At 37.9% G+C, this 18,067-nt stretch carries 20 protein-coding genes; 1 reads left to right on the forward strand and 19 read right to left on the reverse strand.

Annotated features, from left to right (window positions below):
* Positions 1–3: 3 nt before the first annotated feature.
* The 17 genes from rplE to rpsL all read right to left on the reverse strand — a co-directional run bounded on the left by rplE (position 4) and on the right by rpsL (position 9,701).
* Positions 4–546, reverse strand: a complete 543-nt coding sequence (gene rplE / locus F5ESL0233_RS06565) for a 50S ribosomal protein L5 (RefSeq protein ID WP_090092303.1) — start codon at positions 544–546, stop codon at positions 4–6.
* 14 nt (positions 547–560) lie between these two features.
* Positions 561–809, reverse strand: a complete 249-nt coding sequence (rplX, locus tag F5ESL0233_RS06570; RefSeq protein ID WP_090092305.1) for a 50S ribosomal protein L24 — start codon at positions 807–809, stop codon at positions 561–563.
* Positions 810–826: 17 nt separating this feature from the next.
* On the reverse strand, positions 827–1,195 hold the full coding sequence (gene rplN / locus F5ESL0233_RS06575; RefSeq protein WP_090092306.1) for a 50S ribosomal protein L14: 369 nt from the start codon (positions 1,193–1,195) through the stop codon (positions 827–829).
* Between the two features lie 31 nt (positions 1,196–1,226).
* Entirely contained in the window at positions 1,227–1,493 is a 267-nt protein-coding gene (gene rpsQ, locus F5ESL0233_RS06580; protein WP_090092308.1) for a 30S ribosomal protein S17, read from the reverse strand.
* Positions 1,494–1,511: 18 nt separating this feature from the next.
* On the reverse strand, positions 1,512–1,709 hold the full coding sequence (rpmC, locus tag F5ESL0233_RS06585; protein WP_090092309.1) for a 50S ribosomal protein L29: 198 nt from the start codon (positions 1,707–1,709) through the stop codon (positions 1,512–1,514).
* Positions 1,699–2,139: a 50S ribosomal protein L16 gene (rplP, locus tag F5ESL0233_RS06590; protein ID WP_090092311.1), complete on the reverse strand. Its 441-nt coding sequence runs from the start codon at positions 2,137–2,139 to the stop codon at positions 1,699–1,701. Before rplP ends, rpmC begins: the two co-directional genes overlap by 11 nt.
* Positions 2,139–2,810 carry a 30S ribosomal protein S3 gene (rpsC, locus tag F5ESL0233_RS06595; protein WP_090092312.1) on the reverse strand — a complete coding sequence of 224 codons (672 nt, stop codon included), beginning with the start codon at positions 2,808–2,810 and terminating at the stop codon, positions 2,139–2,141. Before rpsC ends, rplP begins: the two co-directional genes overlap by 1 nt.
* Positions 2,811–2,823: 13 nt before the next feature.
* Positions 2,824–3,177 (reverse strand): 50S ribosomal protein L22, encoded by a 354-nt coding sequence (gene rplV, locus F5ESL0233_RS06600; protein WP_090092314.1) that lies wholly within the window; start codon positions 3,175–3,177, stop codon positions 2,824–2,826.
* 19 nt (positions 3,178–3,196) lie between these two features.
* The gene (gene rpsS, locus F5ESL0233_RS06605) at positions 3,197–3,475 is read right to left on the reverse strand and encodes a 30S ribosomal protein S19 (protein ID WP_090092316.1); all 279 of its coding nucleotides are present in this window, start codon (positions 3,473–3,475) and stop codon (positions 3,197–3,199) included.
* Positions 3,476–3,493: 18 nt separating this feature from the next.
* A complete protein-coding gene (rplB, locus tag F5ESL0233_RS06610; protein WP_090092317.1) occupies positions 3,494–4,330 on the reverse strand; it encodes a 50S ribosomal protein L2 in 837 nt (278 codons plus the stop codon).
* A 15-nt stretch (positions 4,331–4,345) separates the two neighbouring features.
* On the reverse strand, positions 4,346–4,651 hold the full coding sequence (gene rplW / locus F5ESL0233_RS06615; protein WP_122059363.1) for a 50S ribosomal protein L23: 306 nt from the start codon (positions 4,649–4,651) through the stop codon (positions 4,346–4,348).
* Positions 4,648–5,280, reverse strand: a complete 633-nt coding sequence (gene rplD / locus F5ESL0233_RS06620; RefSeq protein ID WP_122022137.1) for a 50S ribosomal protein L4 — start codon at positions 5,278–5,280, stop codon at positions 4,648–4,650. The genes rplW and rplD overlap by 4 nt, the downstream gene beginning before the upstream one ends.
* Positions 5,281–5,294: 14 nt before the next feature.
* Positions 5,295–5,924, reverse strand: a complete 630-nt coding sequence (gene rplC / locus F5ESL0233_RS06625; protein WP_090092322.1) for a 50S ribosomal protein L3 — start codon at positions 5,922–5,924, stop codon at positions 5,295–5,297.
* A gap of 25 nt (positions 5,925–5,949) precedes the next feature.
* The gene (gene rpsJ / locus F5ESL0233_RS06630; RefSeq protein ID WP_046327486.1) at positions 5,950–6,258 is read right to left on the reverse strand and encodes a 30S ribosomal protein S10; all 309 of its coding nucleotides are present in this window, start codon (positions 6,256–6,258) and stop codon (positions 5,950–5,952) included.
* A 435-nt stretch (positions 6,259–6,693) separates the two neighbouring features.
* Positions 6,694–8,787 carry an elongation factor G gene (gene fusA, locus F5ESL0233_RS06635; RefSeq protein ID WP_090092323.1) on the reverse strand — a complete coding sequence of 698 codons (2,094 nt, stop codon included), beginning with the start codon at positions 8,785–8,787 and terminating at the stop codon, positions 6,694–6,696.
* Positions 8,788–8,808: 21 nt separating this feature from the next.
* Positions 8,809–9,279, reverse strand: coding sequence for a 30S ribosomal protein S7 (rpsG, locus tag F5ESL0233_RS06640; RefSeq protein ID WP_090092325.1), 471 nt, complete (start codon positions 9,277–9,279; stop codon positions 8,809–8,811).
* 14 nt (positions 9,280–9,293) lie between these two features.
* Positions 9,294–9,701, reverse strand: a complete 408-nt coding sequence (gene rpsL, locus F5ESL0233_RS06645; protein ID WP_090092326.1) for a 30S ribosomal protein S12 — start codon at positions 9,699–9,701, stop codon at positions 9,294–9,296.
* Positions 9,702–9,881: 180 nt separating this feature from the next.
* Here rpsL and F5ESL0233_RS06650 point away from each other — a divergent pair, with 180 nt between their 5' ends.
* Complete coding sequence (locus F5ESL0233_RS06650; protein ID WP_122059364.1) at positions 9,882–10,568, forward strand: A24 family peptidase; 687 nt, start codon at positions 9,882–9,884, stop codon at positions 10,566–10,568.
* Between the two features lie 49 nt (positions 10,569–10,617).
* Here the strand turns inward: F5ESL0233_RS06650 and rpoC are convergent, their stop codons facing one another.
* Together rpoC and F5ESL0233_RS06660 are read right to left on the reverse strand one after the other, a co-directional pair.
* On the reverse strand, positions 10,618–14,280 hold the full coding sequence (gene rpoC / locus F5ESL0233_RS06655; protein ID WP_122059366.1) for a DNA-directed RNA polymerase subunit beta': 3,663 nt from the start codon (positions 14,278–14,280) through the stop codon (positions 10,618–10,620).
* A gap of 15 nt (positions 14,281–14,295) precedes the next feature.
* Entirely contained in the window at positions 14,296–17,937 is a 3,642-nt protein-coding gene (locus F5ESL0233_RS06660) for a DNA-directed RNA polymerase subunit beta (protein WP_122059367.1), read from the reverse strand.
* Positions 17,938–18,067 lie beyond the last annotated feature (130 nt).

Consider the following 18,067-nt stretch of genomic DNA (forward strand, 5'->3'; position numbering starts at 1 on the left):
CCATTATTTTGCAAACGGCATACCAAATTGACTTAAAAGCTCACGCGCTTCTTCATCAGTGTTGGCAGTAGTTACGATAACAACATCCAAACCCCTAGTCCGATTAACTTTATCAAAGTCAATTTCTGGGAAAATCAATTGTTCCTTAATACCTAAAGTATAGTTGCCTCGACCATCAAATGAACGACTTGAAACACCGCGGAAGTCACGAACACGAGGAAGTGAAACACTAATCAACTTGTATAAGAAGTCATACATTCTATCCCCTCTAAGTGTTACTTTAGCACCAATAGACATACCTTCACGCAAGCGGAAGTTCGCAATTGATTTCTTAGCTTTGGTAACTAATGGTTTTTGACCAGAAATCAAAGTTAACTCATCAACAGCCTCATCCAAAGTTTTAGCATTGGAAACAGCATCACCAACACCCATGTTTAAAACGATTTTTTCAATCTTAGGTACTTGCATAACTGAACTGTAATCAAACTTTTCTTGCAATGCAGGAACAATCTTTTCTTTATATTCTTTAGCTAAATAATTTGCCATTTGTGTCCTCCCTTCTACTTTTTAGTTTCTTTTTTGCTTTCAGATTTAGCAATAACCTTAACATTAGATGCATGAATTGAACCTTCTGATTCAACTACACCACCATTTGCATTGGTTTGCGAAGGCTTTTGGTGTTTCTTTATTGTATTAACGCCCTTAACAACTACACGGTTCTTTTTAACGTTAACTGAAAGAACAATACCTTCTTTACCCTTATCTTTTCCGGCAATAACTTTTACTTTGTCACCAGTTTTAACAAACATCAGTGCACCTCACTTAATTATAAGACTTCTGGAGCAAGAGAGACGATCTTCATAAAGTCGTGCTCACGTAACTCACGTGCAACAGGCCCAAAGATACGAGTACCACGTGGGCTCTTATCTGCATTAATTACAACGCCGGCATTTTCATCAAACTTGATGTATGAACCATCTTCACGACGTGCGCCTGATTTTGTTCTAACAATAACAGCTTTAACAACGTCGCCTTTTTTGACAACGCCACCTGGTGTTGCTTGTTTAACTGTTGCTACCACGATATCGCCAATGTTACCAGTCTTACGCTTTGAACCACCTAAGACTCTAATAACTAAAAGTTCTCTGGCACCTGAGTTATCAGCAACCTTCAAACGGGATTCATTTTGAATCACTATATAATCCTCCCCTCACTAAATCCGCAAGTTAAACAGATTTCTTAACAATTTCAACTAAACGAAAGCGTTTTGTACGAGATAATGGACGAGTTTCCATGATACGAACAGTATCGCCAACTTTAGCTTCATTATTTTCATCTTGTGCGTAATATTTCTTTGAATATCTTGTACGCTTTTTGTATACAGGGTGATTCTTGTAAGTATCAACTACTACAGTAATAGTTTTATCATTCTTATCAGAAATTACTCGACCTTGATATACGTGACGACGATTTCTTTCGATTGATTCGCTCAAGTTAATAACTCCCTTCCACTAATCGTTTTTTAATGCTTCTTCGCTAAGAATTGTTTTAATTCTAGCGATATTTTTGCGGACTTTACTTAGGCGAGCGGTATTTTCTAATTGACCCGTTGCTTGTTGAAAACGCAAATTAAAAAGTTCTTCTTTATATTGCTTTTCCTTATCTAACATCTGATCATTGGTTAGTGCTCTGATATCCTTAGCCTTCATTAGAATTGCCACCTACTTCCGAACTTTTAGTCACAAATTTACACTTAATTGGTAATTTAGTTGCTGCAAGTCTTAAAGCTTCACGAGCGGTTGCTTCACTAACACCACCAATTTCAAACATTATTTTTTCTCTCTTAACAACAGCTACCCAACCGGCAGGTGCACCTTTACCAGAACCCATACGTACACCAACACCTTTAGCAGTGTATGACTTTTGAGGGAAAATTCTAATCCAAACTTTACCACCACGCTTCATGTAACGAGTCATCGCAACACGAGCAGCTTCGATTTGTTGATTAGTAATCCAATGTGATTCAAGAGCTTCCAAACCATACTCACCAAAAGCAATGGTTTTTCCACCTTTAGCAGCACCGCGCATTTTTCCACGGAATTCACGACGGTGTTTTACTCGCTTTGGTACTAGAGGCATTATTTGTTTCCTCCTTTCACAGCTTTTCGAGGTGTCTTACTCTTTGAAGGTAAGATTTCACCACGGTTAATCCATACTTGAACACCAATTTCACCATAAGTGGTAAATGCGTTTACCCAAGCATAGTCAATGTCAGCTCTCAATGTCTGTAATGGAACACGACCTTCAGTATGCCACTCTCTTCTTGCCATGTCAGCACCATTTAAACGACCAGAAGTTTGAACTCTGATTCCTTTGGCTCCTGCACGCATAGATCTTTGAGTAGCTTGGCGCATTGCACGTCTAAATGCTATACGCGCTTCTAATTGACTAGCGATACTTTCAGCTACTAATTTAGCATCTAAATCTGGCTTCTTAATTTCAACAATATTTACTTGAACTTGCTTCTTAGTTAAAGCATTTAACTCTTTTCTTAAAGCTTCAACTTCAGAACCACCTTTACCGATTACCATTCCTGGCTTAGCAGTATTAATCGATACATTGATTCTATTTGCTGCACGTTCAATTTCAATAGTAGAAACAGAGGCATCTTTTAATTTCTTAGAAATGAATTGTCTGATGCGCAGGTCTTCATTTAAGGTTTCCTTGTATCCTCTGTCAGCATACCATTTAGATTCCCAATCACGAATCACGCCGAGACGAAAACCATTTGGGTTAATCTTTTGACCCATTAATATACCTCCCTTAATCGTTCTTTTCTGAAACTACTACAACTACATGACTAGTTCTCTTGTTAATAGGAGAAGCCATACCTTTGGCACGTGGTCTAAATCTCTTTAAAGTTGCTCCTTCATTAACGTATGCTTCAGATACATATAAATTTGCACTTTCGAGATCGTAATTGTGTTCTGCGTTTGCAATTGCTGAACGTAAAACTTTTTCAACGATTGGGGAAGCAGCTCTAGGCGTAAATTGCAAGATTGCCAATGCTTCAGCAACATCTTTACCGCGAATCAAATCAACGACTAAACGTGCTTTTCTTGCAGTAATCCGAACAGTTCTTGCTTCAGCCCTAGCTGAACTAATTTGTTCTGCCATTTAAGTGTTTCTCCTTTCTTTATCTTGTAGCCTTGTCGTCAGATGCTTTGTGTCCATGGAACGTTCTCGTTGGAACAAATTCACCTAATTTGTGGCCAACCATGTCTTCAGTAATATAAACTGGAACATGTTTTCTACCATCGTAAACAGCTATAGTCAACCCAACAAAGGAAGGGAAAATAGTTGAACGACGTGACCAAGTCTTAATAACCTGTTTTTTTTCTGAATCAGCTTGTGCATCAACTTTCTTTAACAACGATGCATCTGCAAAAGGCCCTTTTTTAATACTACGGCTCATTAATTAACCCTCCTTCTATTACTTGCTACCTTTACGGTGACGAATAATTAACTTCTCGCTGGCTCTCTTACTATTTCTAGTCTTAATACCACGAGCTTTCTTACCCCAAGGAGTCATAGGTTGTGGACGACCAACTGGGGCCTTACCTTCACCACCACCATGTGGGTGATCGTTAGGGTTCATTACAGAACCACGGGATTGTGGACGTCTGCCTAGCCAACGGCTACGACCAGCTTTACCTATTTGAATTAATGAATGTTGTTCATTGCCAACAACACCAATAGTTGCACGACAAGCTGACAAAATCTTACGAACTTCGCCACTTTGTAATCTAACTAACGTATACTTACCGTCACTACCCAAAACTTGAGCACTAGTACCCGCACTTCTTACTAATTGACCACCTCTACCAGGTCTCAACTCAATGTTATGAATTGAAGTACCAGTAGGGATATCTTTTAATGGTAATGCGTTACCTGGCTTAATGTCTGCATTAGAACCTGATTCAACTATATCACCAACTTTTAATCCTTTAGGTGCTAAAATGTAAGTTTTAATACCATCAGTATAGTGAAGAAGTGCGATATTAGCAGTTCTATTTGGATCATATTCAATAGTTTTAACAACGGCCTTTGTGTTGTCCTTGTTACGTTTGAAATCAATGATACGATACTTTTGTTTATGTCCACCGCCACGGTGTCTACTAGTAATATGACCATATGAGTTACGACCCGCAGTATGTGATTGTGACTCAAGCAAAGTACGCTCTGGCTTGCTTGTAGTAATCTCAGCGAAGTCGGAAGAAGTCATATTACGGCGACCATTTGTGGTTGGCTTATAAATCTTAATAGCCAATTGACTGACCTCCTATTACTTATTCTCTTCTGTATTTTCGTCTTTAAAAATTTTGATGCCGTTTGAATCGTTAGTTAAAGTAACAATTGCTTTACGTGTGCGAGCAGTTTTACCAGTATAGCGCCCAACTCGTTTATCCTTACCACGAACATTCATAATGTTAACTTTTTTAACTTTAACGTCAAAAATTTCTTCAACAGCGTTACGAACTTGAGTCTTGGTTGCAGTTAAAAGCACATTGAAAGTGTACTTCTTATCATCCATTAAATTCGTAGACTTTTCAGTAATGACAGGTCTTAAAATGATATCGTGTGCACTCATTCTTTTGCAGCCCCCTCAACATTCTTTTCAATCTTCTCAATAGCATCCTTAGTCAAGATTAATTTGTCATAATTGACAACATCTTCAACATTAACACCATTAATAGTGATTACCTTAACGTTTGGCAAATTCTTAGCTGAAAGTTGCACGTTTCTATCTTCTGAAACAACCAACACTTTACCTGCAACATTTAAGCTGTCCAGTATTGCTTTGAATTCTTTTGTCTTAGGTGCTGACATAGTCAACTGATCTAAAACAATCAAATTATTATCAATTAATTTTTGGGAAAGAACTGACTTAATAGCCAAACGACGTTGCTTTCTTGGCATTGAATATGCATAAGAACGTGGAGTAGGTCCAAAGACTACACCACCACCACGCCATTGAGGTGATCTAATAGAACCTTGACGAGCACGACCAGTACCCTTTTGCTTCCATGGCTTCTTACCACCACCACGAACAGCAGATCTATTCTTCACTTTTGAAGTGCCTTGACGCTTGCCAGCTCTTTGTCTGATGATTGCATCAAAAACTACGCTTTCATTTGGTTCAATACCAAAAACTTCATCTTTTAAAGAAACTTCACCAGCATCTTTACCTTTTTGATCGATAACTTTTAAATTAGCCATTCTAGTCCTCCTTCCTAATCGTTATTTTTAACAGCAGATTTGACAGTAATTAATGAATTTTTAGCACCAGGCACGTTGCCTTTAATTAATAAAACATTCTTATCTGCCACAACTTTTTCAATTACTAGGTTTTCAATGGTAACTTTTTTCACACCCATGTGACCTGGCAAGCGCTTGCCTTTAGGTACACGGTTAATGATGGAACCCATTGAACCAGGAATTCGATGGTATCTTGAACCATGAGTTTCAGGTCCACGTGATTGACCCCAACGTTTAATGTTACCTTGGTATCCATGACCTCTTGTAATTCCGGTAACGTCAACAACGTCGCCTTCCTTAAATGTGTCCACAGTAATTTCTGAGCCGACTTCGTAGTCCTTAAGCTCTACTCCGCGGATTTCACGAATGAAGCGCTTAGGCGACGTCTTTGCTTTTGCAGCATGACCTTTTTCTGGTTTGTTGCTCAAAACTTCACGCTTATCTTGATAGCCCAATTGAACTGCTTCGTAACCGTCTGATTCAACAGTCTTAACTTGCATAACAACATTAGGTGTTGCTTCAACAACAGTTACAGGAACAAGGATACCATCTTTAGTGAATATTTGAGTCATACCAACTTTTCTTCCTAAGATTCCTTTGGTCATGTTTACACCTCTTTCTTTTTAAAATTTATAGTTTGATTTCGATGTCAACACCGCTTGGTAAATCAAGCTTCATTAAAGAATCAACAGTTTTAGGTGTTGGATTTAAAATATCAATTAAACGTTTATGCGTCCGCATTTCAAACTGTTCACGAGAATCTTTGTTCTTATGCGGTGAACGTAAAACTGTGAATAAAACCCTTTCTGTTGGCAAAGGAACTGGACCTGAAATTTCAGCGCCAGTTCTCTTTGCAGTAGCTACGATTTTAGCAGCTGATTCATCGAGAATACCATGTTCGTATGACTTTAGTCGAATACGAATTGATTGACTTGCCATTAAATTACCTCCTTAACGTCCTCTTTAAAAGATGACTGGCTTCCGCAAAAATTCCCAGCACACTTCTGTGGCAATGCAGCCTGGTGTGCCGCAACCTTTTGCATCAACGCTCTACAACAAAGATATGCTTTAAAGCAGAATAAGCCCTAAATGCACAAAGACTATTGTACCTACTTTACGCTTAAATATCAAGGGTTAGGGTTAGTTTTATTTAAATTAAAGCATTAATTTAGACGAAATTTATTTGATAAAAAATAGCTATTATTATAAAAATCTATTAATAAAAGTAAAAATCAATTTTTAAGCTGATTGAATTTTATTGGGTTCAAAGCAAAAGCATCAAACTACTCATGTAGTTTGATGCTTTTAAGCCTAATTAAAATAAAGAATTATTAAATTTATCAACAACTCGATCTTTATATTAGGACAAAATTACTATTCAGCGTTACCGCCACGATTTTTAATAATTTCTTCCTGGATTGACTTAGGAGTAGCTGCATAGTGATCAAAGACCATTGTGAAAGTACCACGGCCTTGAGTTGATGACCGCAAAGTAGTTGCGTAGCCAAACATTTCAGCAAGTGGAACCATTGAATTCAATACTTTAGCACCCGAGCGGTCTACCATATTATCCATTGTACCACGACGAGCAGTAATCGAACCCATTACATCTCCTAAGTATTCTTCGGGTGTAATCACTTGAACTTTCATAATTGGCTCAAGAATTACCGCACCAGCCTTAGGTGCCGCATTCTTCAAAGCAATTGAAGCGGCAACTTTGAAGGCTGCTTCTGAAGAGTCAACTTCATGGTAACTACCATCATAAAGTTTAGCCTTGACATCAATTAATGGATATCCTGCTAAAATACCATTCTTCATTGATTCTTGTAACCCGGCATCAACTGAAGGGATAAATTCACGAGGAACAACACCACCGACAATGGCATCTTCAAACTCATATCCTTTACCTCTTTCATTTGGTGTAAATTCAATCCAAACGTCACCATATTGACCTTTACCACCAGATTGACGAACAAATTTACCTTGTGCTTGTGCTTCCTTAGTAAAGGTTTCGCGATAAGCAACTTGTGGCTCACCAATTTTGGCTTCAACGTGAAATTCACGTTTCATTCGTTCTACCATAATTTGAAGGTGCAATTCACCCATCCCAGAAATTAAAGTTTGTCCAGTTTCTGCATTAGTTTCTGCTCTAAAGGTTGGATCCTCTTCAGTTAACTTCTGCAAAGCAACGTCAAGCTTATCACGGTCTGCTTTTGATTCTGGTTCGATTGAAACTTGAATAACTGGATCTGGAACTTCTAGACTTTCCAAAATCAATGGGTGATCTGGATCAGTCAGAGAATCACCGGTAGTAGTATTCTTTAAACCAATTGCTCCCGCAATATCTCCAGAGAAGACTTCAGAAATTTCACTTCTTGAATTAGCATGCATTTGTAATAAACGACCAACACGCTCGCGACCGTTCTTAGAAGCATTTAAAACATAAGATCCAGATTCAAGTGAACCAGTATAGACACGAATATAAGTTAAACGACCAACAAATGGATCAGTTGCAATCTTGAAAGCTAATGCTGAAAACGGCTTGTCGTCACCAGCAATTAATTCGACTTCTTCGCCAGATTTAGGATCATGAGCAACATAAGGTTTTACATCTAGTGGTGATGGCAAGTAATCAACAACACCATCAAGCATCATTTGTACACCCTTGTTCTTAAATGCTGAACCAGCAAATACTGGGAAAGCTTTCAAATCTAGAGTTGCCTTACGAATAGCAGCTTTTAATTCTTCAATGGAAATTTCTTCACCATTAAGGTATTTATCCATGATGTCGTCATCAACATCAGCTACTTGTTCAATTAATTCAGCACGACGCTTTTCTGCTTCTTCTTTGTATTCATCTGGAACTGGAATTGTTTCCCATTTAGCCCCAAGCTTATCTTCATCATAAACATCAGCTACCATATTGATTAAATCAATGACGCCTTCAAATGTTTCAGCAGAGCCAATCGGCATCTGGACAGCTAAAGCATTGGCGTTTAAACGTTCATGTAAAGATTTTACAGACTTATCAAAGTCTGCACCAATCTTGTCCATCTTGTTAATGAAAACAATTCGAGGAACACCGTAAGTTTCAGCTTGGCGCCAAACATTTTCAGTTTGTGGCTCAACACCAGCTTGAGCATCAAGAACAGTTACCGCACCATCAAGCACCCGAAGGGAACGCTCAACTTCAATTGTAAAGTCAACGTGTCCTGGGGTATCAATAATGTTAATTCTGTAGTCATTCCATTGAGCAGTTGTGGCCGCTGACGTAATGGTAATACCACGTTCTTTTTCTTCTTCCATCCAGTCCATTTGGGAATCACCTTCATGTGTTTCACCAATTTTATGGATTTTACCAGTGTAGTAAAGTATACGCTCGGTAGTGGTGGTTTTACCCGCATCAATGTGGGCCATAATACCAATATTACGTGTTTTTTCTAATGGAAATTCACGTTTATTAGCCATAAATTCTCTCTCCTTAAAAAATTAGAAACGATAATGAGCAAAGGCACGGTTAGCTTCTGCCATGCGATGAACATCTTCACGCTTCTTAACTGCTGAGCCAGTGTTATTTGAAGCATCAATAATTTCATTAGCTAAACGCTCATCCATTGTATGCTCATTACGCAAACGGGCATATGAAACCAACCATCTTAAGCCTAAAGTTGTTCTTCTTTCTGGACGAACTTCAACTGGAATTTGATAATTTGATCCACCAATACGACGAGCTCTAACTTCCAAAACTGGCATAATGTTATTCATTGCTTCTTCAAAAACATCAAGTGGCTCTTTGTCAGTCTTTTCTTTAACGATATTAAAAGCGTCATAAAGGATTGCAGATGCCTTAGCTCTTTTACCATCAATCATCAAGTGATTAATTAACTTAGTAACAAGCTTTGAGTTGTATACTGGATCTGCTAAGATATCTCTTTTAGCTACATGTCCTTTTCTAGGCATTATTTAACTCCTCCTTAATCTTTCTTGGCACCATACTTAGAGCGACCTTGTTTTCTGCCATCAACACCAGCAGTATCAAGAGCACCACGAATGATATGGTAACGCACACCAGGAAGGTCCTTTACACGACCACCACGAATTAAAACAACCGAGTGTTCTTGTAAGTTGTGACCTTCACCGGGAATATAAGCAGTTACTTCAATTAAGTTAGAAAGACGTACACGAGCATACTTTCGTAAAGCTGAGTTTGGTTTCTTTGGCGTCATAGTACCCACACGAGTAGCAACTCCACGCATTTGTGGTGCTGGGTTAGATACTAATTCTTTTTTCATACTGTTATAGCCATAGCTTAAAGCTGGGGACTTTGACTTAGTCGTCTTAGTCCGACGACCTTTTCTTACCAATTGATTAATGGTTGGCATTAAATTTTTCCTCCTATAAATCGTTTATTTTGTTCACACATCCAGGAGTTTCTTTTTTATCCTGAACAATACCTCAAAATGTACATAGATTATTTTACACGCTTCTAATTAAAAATCAATCCATTCTATTAAGAAATTTCACTTATTTTTACGTATTATTAATTGAGGTGAATTTATAAAATGATTTATTTATTAACCAATTTTATAATTGGAAGTTGCTTAGCTTCTCATGCAGCGGTAATTTGTGAGCATTACAATCAAAGTGACTTTATCTTTACTAGATCACACTGCACAATTTGCCACAGTGAATTAAGCTTACTAGATGAACTTCCTATTATTTCTTACATTTTTTTACGTGGCAGATGTCGATATTGTCATGGACAAATTTCTGCCCATCTTTTTTTGATTGAAGTTATTGGTGGTTTTGCCTATATTCAGATCGACTTTAGTAAGATTGAAGGACAGCTAACAGCTATTTTGATTTTTAGCTTATTGCTTGTTGCGATTTATGATGCGACACATTCTGAGTTTCACCTCGTCATGCTTTTACCAGCCTTTTTTTCTATAAGCTATCATATTAGCAATTTATTTAAAGCTGAATTATTAGATTATATCGAGGCATTCCCAATTTTAATTTTACTTGTTATCTATATTTTTCAGAAAAAACTTGGTAGCGGCGATTTAATTATCTATTTAATTTTAATACTATATTTTAATGCGCATTTTGCTAATCAAGTTTTTTTATTTGCCTCTATTTTTTTACTTTCACAATTCATCCTTGAAAAGAAAAATTTTTCAAAAAAACAAGCTATACCTTTTATTCCCTATCTTTTTTTAGGTTTAATTATACAGTTGATGCTTAACTAAAAAGAGCTTAATTTCTTATAATTAAGAAATTAAGCTCTTTTAAAATTTATTATTGTGGATCCTTTAGCTTGTCAGCTTCCTTCATTTGTTTTTCAATATCAGCAATTGAATAAACAGACTTTGGCTTAGCTACATCTGCTTCAGGTTCCATATTACGATAAACTGGTAAACCAGTACCAGCAGGAATGATTTTACCAATAATAACGTTTTCTTTCAAACCAAGAAGTGGGTCATTTTTACCCCTGATTGAAGCATCAGTAAGAACACGAGTGGTTTCTTGGAATGATGCAGCCGACAAGAAACTATTAGTTTCTAACGCTGCCTTAGTAATTCCCAAAATCACACTTTGAGCGGTTGCAGGGATGCCACCAGAAATAATTACTGACGTGTTACGTTCCTTAAATTGGCCAATATCCATAATTTCACCTGGTAACAAGTTAGTTTCACCAGGATCAAGAACCCTAACTTTTTGAAGCATTTGTCTAGTTAAAACTTCAACGTGCTTATCGGAAATATCAACCCCCTGCATTCTATAAGCTTTTTGAACTTCAACTAAAATATATTCTTCAGTTGTTAAAGTATCTGTAACTTGGATTAATTCTTTCGGATCAATTGAACCAAGGGTCAACTTGGCTCCGCGTTTCACTTCATCACCTTCAGCAACTGCAACAGATGCTGTGTACGGTACGCTGTAACTTCTGGTATCAATCTTACCTTTAACTGTGATTTCACGAGTGTGTTCTGCTGGATTTTCTTGAATTGAATCAATTATTCCATCAACTTCAGAAATAACAGCCCGACCTTTAGGATTACGCGCTTCAAACAATTCTTGCACACGAGGAAGACCCTGTGTAATATCTTCGGCACCAGCAACACCACCATTGTGGAAAGTACGTAGAGTTAGCTGAGTACCCGGTTCCCCAATTGATTGCGCCGCAACAGTACCAACTGCTTCACCAACTTCAACCGCTTCACCAGTTGCCAAATTCATACCATAGCATCTGCGGCAAACACCATGTGATGTATCACAAGTTAAAATTGAACGAATTTTAACATTAGTAACTCCTGCAGCACAAATTTGGTGCGCCAGATTTTCATCCATCATTACATTTGGCCCTACAATTGCTTCACCAGTTTGTGGATCTTTAACCGTTTCGGCAGTGAATCGACCAAGTAAACGATCATAGAGTGGTTCTATTAATTCATCGCCTTCCATAATAGCATGAACATCAATTCCACGATCAGTACCACAATCTTCTTCACGAATAATCACATCTTGCGCAACATCTACTAAACGTCTAGTCAAATAACCTGACTGAGCCGTCTTCAACGCTGTATCGGTCATTCCTTTACGTGCACCGTGAGTTGACATGAATAGTTCTAGTACAGATAGCCCTTCTTTAAAGTTTGAAGTAACTGGAATTTCAAATAGCCCACCGTTAGGTGTGGCCATTAACCCACGCATTCCAGCAAGCTGTGTAAAGTTAGAAATATTACCACGAGCACCTGAGTCGGCCATGATTGTAATTGGGTTACGTGGATCATATATTTGGGCAATTTCATTTTGAACTTGATCTTTACATTCATTCCAGATACTAATCACACGATCATGTCGTTCTTGTTCAGTAATTAACCCACGTCTAAATTGCTTAGAAACAACATCAACTTGCTTGTGCGCTTTGGCTACCTTTTCATCTTTATCATCAATTTCCGGAACATCAGTCATTCCAATAGTAATACCAGAAGTGGTTGAACTTGTATAACCAAGAGTCTTTAAGTCATCAAGATATTCTGAAGTTCTTTGAACCCGATAATACTTGTAAATTGTTGCAATCGAATCTGATAAAAATGACTTCTTAAATGGTGTAGAAATTAATTCATCAGCAATATCATCGATTTTTTGATTGATGTCTTCGCCTGAATGTAAGAAATACTTTTCTGCTAAAGGATTATTTAAATTCTCTTCAGTTGGTTCATTAATATAGAAGTAATCCTTCGGAAAAATTTGGTTAAAAATTACCCGACCATATGTCGTAATAAAAATACCGTGTTCACAGCCCTTCGGCCATGCTTTTTCCGACATTGAATCAGCAGCCATACCAATAATTGTATGGTAATGAATATCACCATTATTGTAAGCAATAGTTGCTTCATCTGGGGAATTGAAAATCATTCCCTCGCCTTCACGACCTTTTTCAGCTTGTGTTAACCAATAGTTACCTAAAACTATATCCTGCGAAGGTGTAACGATCGGTTTACCATCTTTAGGTGCCAAGATATGATGCGCTGCTAGCATTAATAATCTTGATTCCGCAACTGCTTCATCAGATAGTGGAACATGAATAGCCATCTGGTCACCATCAAAGTCAGCATTATAAGCTTCACAAGTTAATGGATGTAAGCGAATAGATTTGCCTGGCACTAATACAGGTTCGAATGCCTGAATACTTAAACGGTGCAAGGTAGGAGCACGGTTCAGTAGAACTGTTCTTTCCTTGATTACGTCCTCAAGTACATCCCAAACCTCATCATCTTCACGATCAATTTTGCGTTTTGCACTCTTAATATTGGATGCAATCTTGCGTTTAACTAGTTCGTGCATCACAAATGGCTTAAATAATTCAAGTGCCATTGGCCGCGGAACACCACACTGATAAAATTTCAATTTTGGTGAAACATCAATAACTGAACGACCAGAATAATCAACACGTTTACCAAGTAAGTTTTGACGAAAACGTCCTTGTTTACCTTTCAGCATGTGTGATAAAGACTTCAATGGTCGATTGCCTGGACCGACAACTGAGCGACCACGACGACCATTATCAATCAAAGCATCAACAGCTTCTTGCAACATCCGCTTTTCATTTTGCACGATAATGTTAGGAGCATTAAGGTCAAGTAATCTCTTTAACCGGTTATTTCGATTAATTACTCGACGATAAAGATCGTTTAAGTCAGAAGTAGCAAAGCGGCCACCTTCTAGTTGAACCATTGGACGTAAGTCCGGTGGAATAACTGGTACGGCATCAATAACCATCCATTCTGGTTTATTACCAGAATCTTTAAAAGCATCTAAAATATCTAGTCTTCTAATTGCACGAACACGTTTTTGACCAGTAGCAGTCGCTAATTCTTTCTTTAAATCAGTAACTTCTTTGGCCAAATCAACTTTACGTAGCAGATCACGAATTGCTTCTGCCCCCATCTTAGCTTCAAAGCGACTACCATATTTAGCTTTTTGTTCTCGATATTCAACTTCTGTTAGCAATTGCTTGAATTCAAGGTCGGTGTCACCCGGATCAATTACAATATAAGCAGCAAAATAAATTACTTCTTCTAATAACCTTGGTGACATATCAAGAATCAATCCCATTCTTGATGGTATTCCCTTAAAGTACCAAATATGAGTAACTGGAGCAGCCAATTCAATATGACCCATCCGTTCTCTTCTTACTTTAGATGAAGTAACTTCAACCCCACACCGATCACAAACGATACCACGATATCTTACGCCTTTGTACTTGCCACATGCACAGGCCCAATCCTTAGTTGGTCCAAAAATTCTTTCATCAAATAAACCATCTTTTTCGGGTTTTAAAGTACGATAATTAATCGTTTCAGGTTTTTTAACTTCGCCGTATGACCAACTCCGAATTTTATTCGGGGATGCAAGACCAATCTGCATACTTTCAAATTTATTAACGTCAATCAAAAGTTTGACCTCCTACTATTTAGAAATCTTGTGATCATCATCGGACTCATCAACCAGAGTTTCACTCTTAGTTGGTATTTCAGCTGTTTCTTCTCCAGACTTCACCGCTTCCTCAGCTAGTTTTTTCTTTTGCTGTTCTTCTGCCATCTTTGATAAAGTATCAATATTTAAATGCTCACTTGAATCATCATCCATGTCGCGCAACTCAATTTCACTATGATCCATATCAAGCACACGGATATCCAATCCTAATGATTGCAGTTCTTTGACAAGAACACGGAAAGATTCAGGAACACCTGGCTTAGGAATTCTTTCACCCTTAACTATCGCTTCATAGGCTTTTACACGCCCCACAACGTCATCTGACTTATAAGTCAAAATTTCTTGAAGTGTGTATGCCGCACCATAGGCTTCAAGTGCCCAAACTTCCATTTCACCAAAACGCTGTCCACCAAACTGTGCTTTACCACCAAGTGGCTGTTGAGTAACTAAAGAGTAGGGTCCAATCGAACGAGCGTGAATTTTATCATCAACCATATGCGTTAATTTCAAGTAGTGCATAATACCCACAGATACACGGTTGTGGAATGGCTCACCTGTACGTCCATCATAAAGCACAGTCTTACCGTCTTTATCAATACCAGCTTCATGCAGAGTATCCCAAACATCGTCTTCACTTGCACCATCAAATACAGGTGTAGCAACATGTATACCTAACTTATTAGCAGCCCAACCTAAGTGTAGCTCTAATAGCTGACCGATATTCATACGTGAAGGAACACCCATTGGATTCAAACATATATCTACTGGTGTACCGTCTGGCAAGTATGGCATATCTTCCTCTGGAACAACAGCGGCAACCGTACCTTTATTACCATGACGACCAGACATTTTGTCCCCAACTTGGATTTTCCTCTTTTGCGCAATATAAACACGAACCAAAGTATTTACGCCTGGCGAAAGCTCATCACCATTTTCTCTTGTATAAACTTTAACATCACGCACAATTCCGCCACCACCATGTGGTACACGCAAAGAAGTATCGCGGACTTCACGCGCCTTTTCTCCAAAGATTGCATGAAGTAATCTTTCTTCAGCAGATAATTCAGTCACACCCTTAGGCGTTACCTTACCAACCAAGATATCACCATCATGAACTTCAGCGCCAATCCGAACAATACCTTGTTTATCAAGATCTTTAAGGGCATCTTCACCAACATTAGGCAATTCTCGCGTAATTTCCTCAGGTCCTAGTTTAGTATCCCGAGCTTCAGATTCATAATCTTCTATACTAATTGAAGTATAGACATCTTCTTTAACTAAACGTTCTGAGAGCATAATTGCGTCTTCATAGTTATACATATTCCAAGTCATGAAAGCAATCACTGGATTTTGACCTAAAGCTAGCTCACCATGATCCATAGTTGGACCATTTACAATTACTTCCCCTGCTTCAACTTTGTCACCTAAATTAACATTAGGTGTTTGATTATAGGACTTAGAATTATTTGAACGACGATATTTTTCAAGTGTATATTTATCTAAAGTATTATCATTACGTCTTATTCTAACTGTGTTAGCGTCAACATATTCAACTGTTCCTGCTGCTTTGGCTACAATAGCAGCACCAGAATCATGCGCAGCACGATATTCCATACCGGTTCCAACTAAAGAACTGTGCGGATTAATCAGTGGTGCAGCTTGGCGCTGCTGGTTAGCACCCATTAAAGCTCGGTTAGAGTCATCATTTTCTAAAAATGGAATACATGCTGATGCCACAGAAACGACTTGCTTTGGAATAACATCCATATAATCAATTTTATCTGGACTAACTTCAACATTGTCTTCCTTATGACGAGCCAAAATCAAATCGTCTTTAAACGAACCATCTGGATTTAAGTGAGTATTAGCACCAGCTATAATGTAATTATCTTCAACATCAGCAGTTAAATAATCAATTTTATCCGTAACTTTATGGGTCTTCCAAGAAACCCGTCGGTAAGGTGTTTCAATGAACCCATATTTGTTGATAACAGCATAACTTGCTAAGGAGTTAATCAAACCAATGTTAGGACCTTCTGGGGTTTCAATTGGGCATAGACGACCATATTGCGTATAGTGCACATCGCGAACTTCATATCCAGCACGATCACGAGTCAGTCCACCAGGTCCTAAAGCAGACATGCGCCGCTTATGAGTTAATTCACCCAATGGATTGTGTTGATCCATAAATTGTGATAATTGCGATGAACCAAAAAATTCTTTCAAACTAGCTACAATTGGCCGTATATTGATTAACTGTTGTGGTGTAACGGTTGACGGATCTTGAATTGACATTCTTTCACGCACAACACGTTCCATTCGAGCTAAACCTATTCTAAATTGATTTTGTAAAAGCTCACCAACTCGGCGAATTCGCCGGTTGCCCAAGTGATCAATATCATCAACATTACCGATTTCATCTTGTAACAAGAAGAAATAATTAATTGATGCCAATACATCTGCTGGAGTTAAATATTTAACATCTTTATCAATATGACCATTAGAAATGATTTTAACTATGCGTTCAGGATTAACTTTTGAGTATACTTTGACTTCTTGAACAGTAATCGGATCTGGTAAAACACCCTCTTTTGAAGGTTGATAAGTAACCATCTTGAAATCATCACGATCAAGATAATTTTCTAAAGTATCCATTACTTCGTGGGTAACTATGGTACCTTTTTTAGCAACAATTTCGCCCGTATCAGGATCAGCTAAAGTTTCAGCTAAAGTTTGCCCATATAACCGACTCTTCAAAGATAATTTTTTATTAACCTTATAGCGACCAACGGCTGCTAAATCATATCGGCGTGGATCAAAAAAGCGCGCATATAACAAGGAGCGTGAAGAATCAGTTGTCTTAGGCTCACCAGGACGTAAACGTTCGTAAACATCTTTCAAAGCCTCGGCAACCCGTGAATCAGCTGGATTCTTATGAACATCTTTTTCTAAAGTAAACTGTAAAGTATCACTTTGGCCAAAAAGATCAATAATTTCATCATCTGAACCAATACCTAAAGCTCTAATAATTACCGTCAATGGCAATTTACGTGTCCGATCAACGCGAACATATGATATATTCTTAGCATCAGTTTCATACTCAAGCCAGGCCCCACGGTTAGGAATAACTGTTGTACCAAAAATCTGACGCCCATTTTTATCATAATCACCAGAATAATAAACACTAGGTGATCTAACTAATTGGGCAACAATAACCCGCTCAGCTCCATTAATAATAAAAGAGCCAGATTCAGTCATTAATGGTAGATCGCCAAAAAATACATCTTGAGTCTTAATTTCACCAGTTTTTTGATTAGTTAACTTTAAGGTAACATGCATTGGTGCAGCGTAAGTCGCATCATGATCTCGTGCTTCATCAACAGTGTACTTTGAATTTTGGAGTTTATAACCCAAATATTCCAAAGAAAGCTTGCCTGAAAAGTCACTAATTGGCATAATGTCGTCAAAAACTTCTTTAATACCTTCATCCAAAAACCATTTATATGATTCAGTTTGGACATCAGTCAAGTTAGGTAGTTTTAGCACTTCTTTAATGCGTGAAAAACTACGTCTTGTTCGATGTTTACCAAAATTCACTACGTGTCCATTTAACAAGGAAAAAACATCCTTTCTGTCAGAGAAAGCTAGTATTACATTTTGATTACAATTTCAAAAAGCTAGAATTTTAAGCATAAAAAAGACAAAAACGACTACTGTCATTTTTGTCCTTATTATTTTGCTGGAC

Source organism: Lactobacillus sp. ESL0233 (assembly GCF_003692995.1).
GTDB lineage: Bacteria > Bacillota > Bacilli > Lactobacillales > Lactobacillaceae > Lactobacillus > Lactobacillus bombicola.

What these genes read in the sequence shown, in the direction of transcription:
- rplD (WP_122022137.1), bottom strand. Translation starts at nt 5,280, where the DNA reads ATGGCTAATTTAAAAGTTATCGATCAAAAAGGTAAAGATGCTGGTGAA.
- rplE (WP_090092303.1), bottom strand. Translation starts at nt 546, where the DNA reads ATGGCAAATTATTTAGCTAAAGAATATAAAGAAAAGATTGTTCCTGCA.
- rpmC (WP_090092309.1), bottom strand. Translation starts at nt 1,709, where the DNA reads ATGAAGGCTAAGGATATCAGAGCACTAACCAATGATCAGATGTTAGAT.
- rplV (WP_090092314.1), bottom strand. Translation starts at nt 3,177, where the DNA reads ATGGCAGAACAAATTAGTTCAGCTAGGGCTGAAGCAAGAACTGTTCGG.
- rpsG (WP_090092325.1), bottom strand. Translation starts at nt 9,279, where the DNA reads ATGCCTAGAAAAGGACATGTAGCTAAAAGAGATATCTTAGCAGATCCA.
- rplC (WP_090092322.1), bottom strand. Translation starts at nt 5,924, where the DNA reads ATGACCAAAGGAATCTTAGGAAGAAAAGTTGGTATGACTCAAATATTC.
- rplX (WP_090092305.1), bottom strand. Translation starts at nt 809, where the DNA reads ATGTTTGTTAAAACTGGTGACAAAGTAAAAGTTATTGCCGGAAAAGAT.
- rpsC (WP_090092312.1), bottom strand. Translation starts at nt 2,810, where the DNA reads ATGGGTCAAAAGATTAACCCAAATGGTTTTCGTCTCGGCGTGATTCGT.
- rpsL (WP_090092326.1), bottom strand. Translation starts at nt 9,701, where the DNA reads ATGCCAACCATTAATCAATTGGTAAGAAAAGGTCGTCGGACTAAGACG.
- rpsS (WP_090092316.1), bottom strand. Translation starts at nt 3,475, where the DNA reads ATGAGCCGTAGTATTAAAAAAGGGCCTTTTGCAGATGCATCGTTGTTA.
- rplW (WP_122059363.1), bottom strand. Translation starts at nt 4,651, where the DNA reads ATGAGTGCACACGATATCATTTTAAGACCTGTCATTACTGAAAAGTCT.
- fusA (WP_090092323.1), bottom strand. Translation starts at nt 8,787, where the DNA reads ATGGCTAATAAACGTGAATTTCCATTAGAAAAAACACGTAATATTGGT.
- rplP (WP_090092311.1), bottom strand. Translation starts at nt 2,139, where the DNA reads ATGCCTCTAGTACCAAAGCGAGTAAAACACCGTCGTGAATTCCGTGGA.
- rpsJ (WP_046327486.1), bottom strand. Translation starts at nt 6,258, where the DNA reads ATGGCAAGTCAATCAATTCGTATTCGACTAAAGTCATACGAACATGGT.
- F5ESL0233_RS06650 (WP_122059364.1), top strand. Translation starts at nt 9,882, where the DNA reads ATGATTTATTTATTAACCAATTTTATAATTGGAAGTTGCTTAGCTTCT.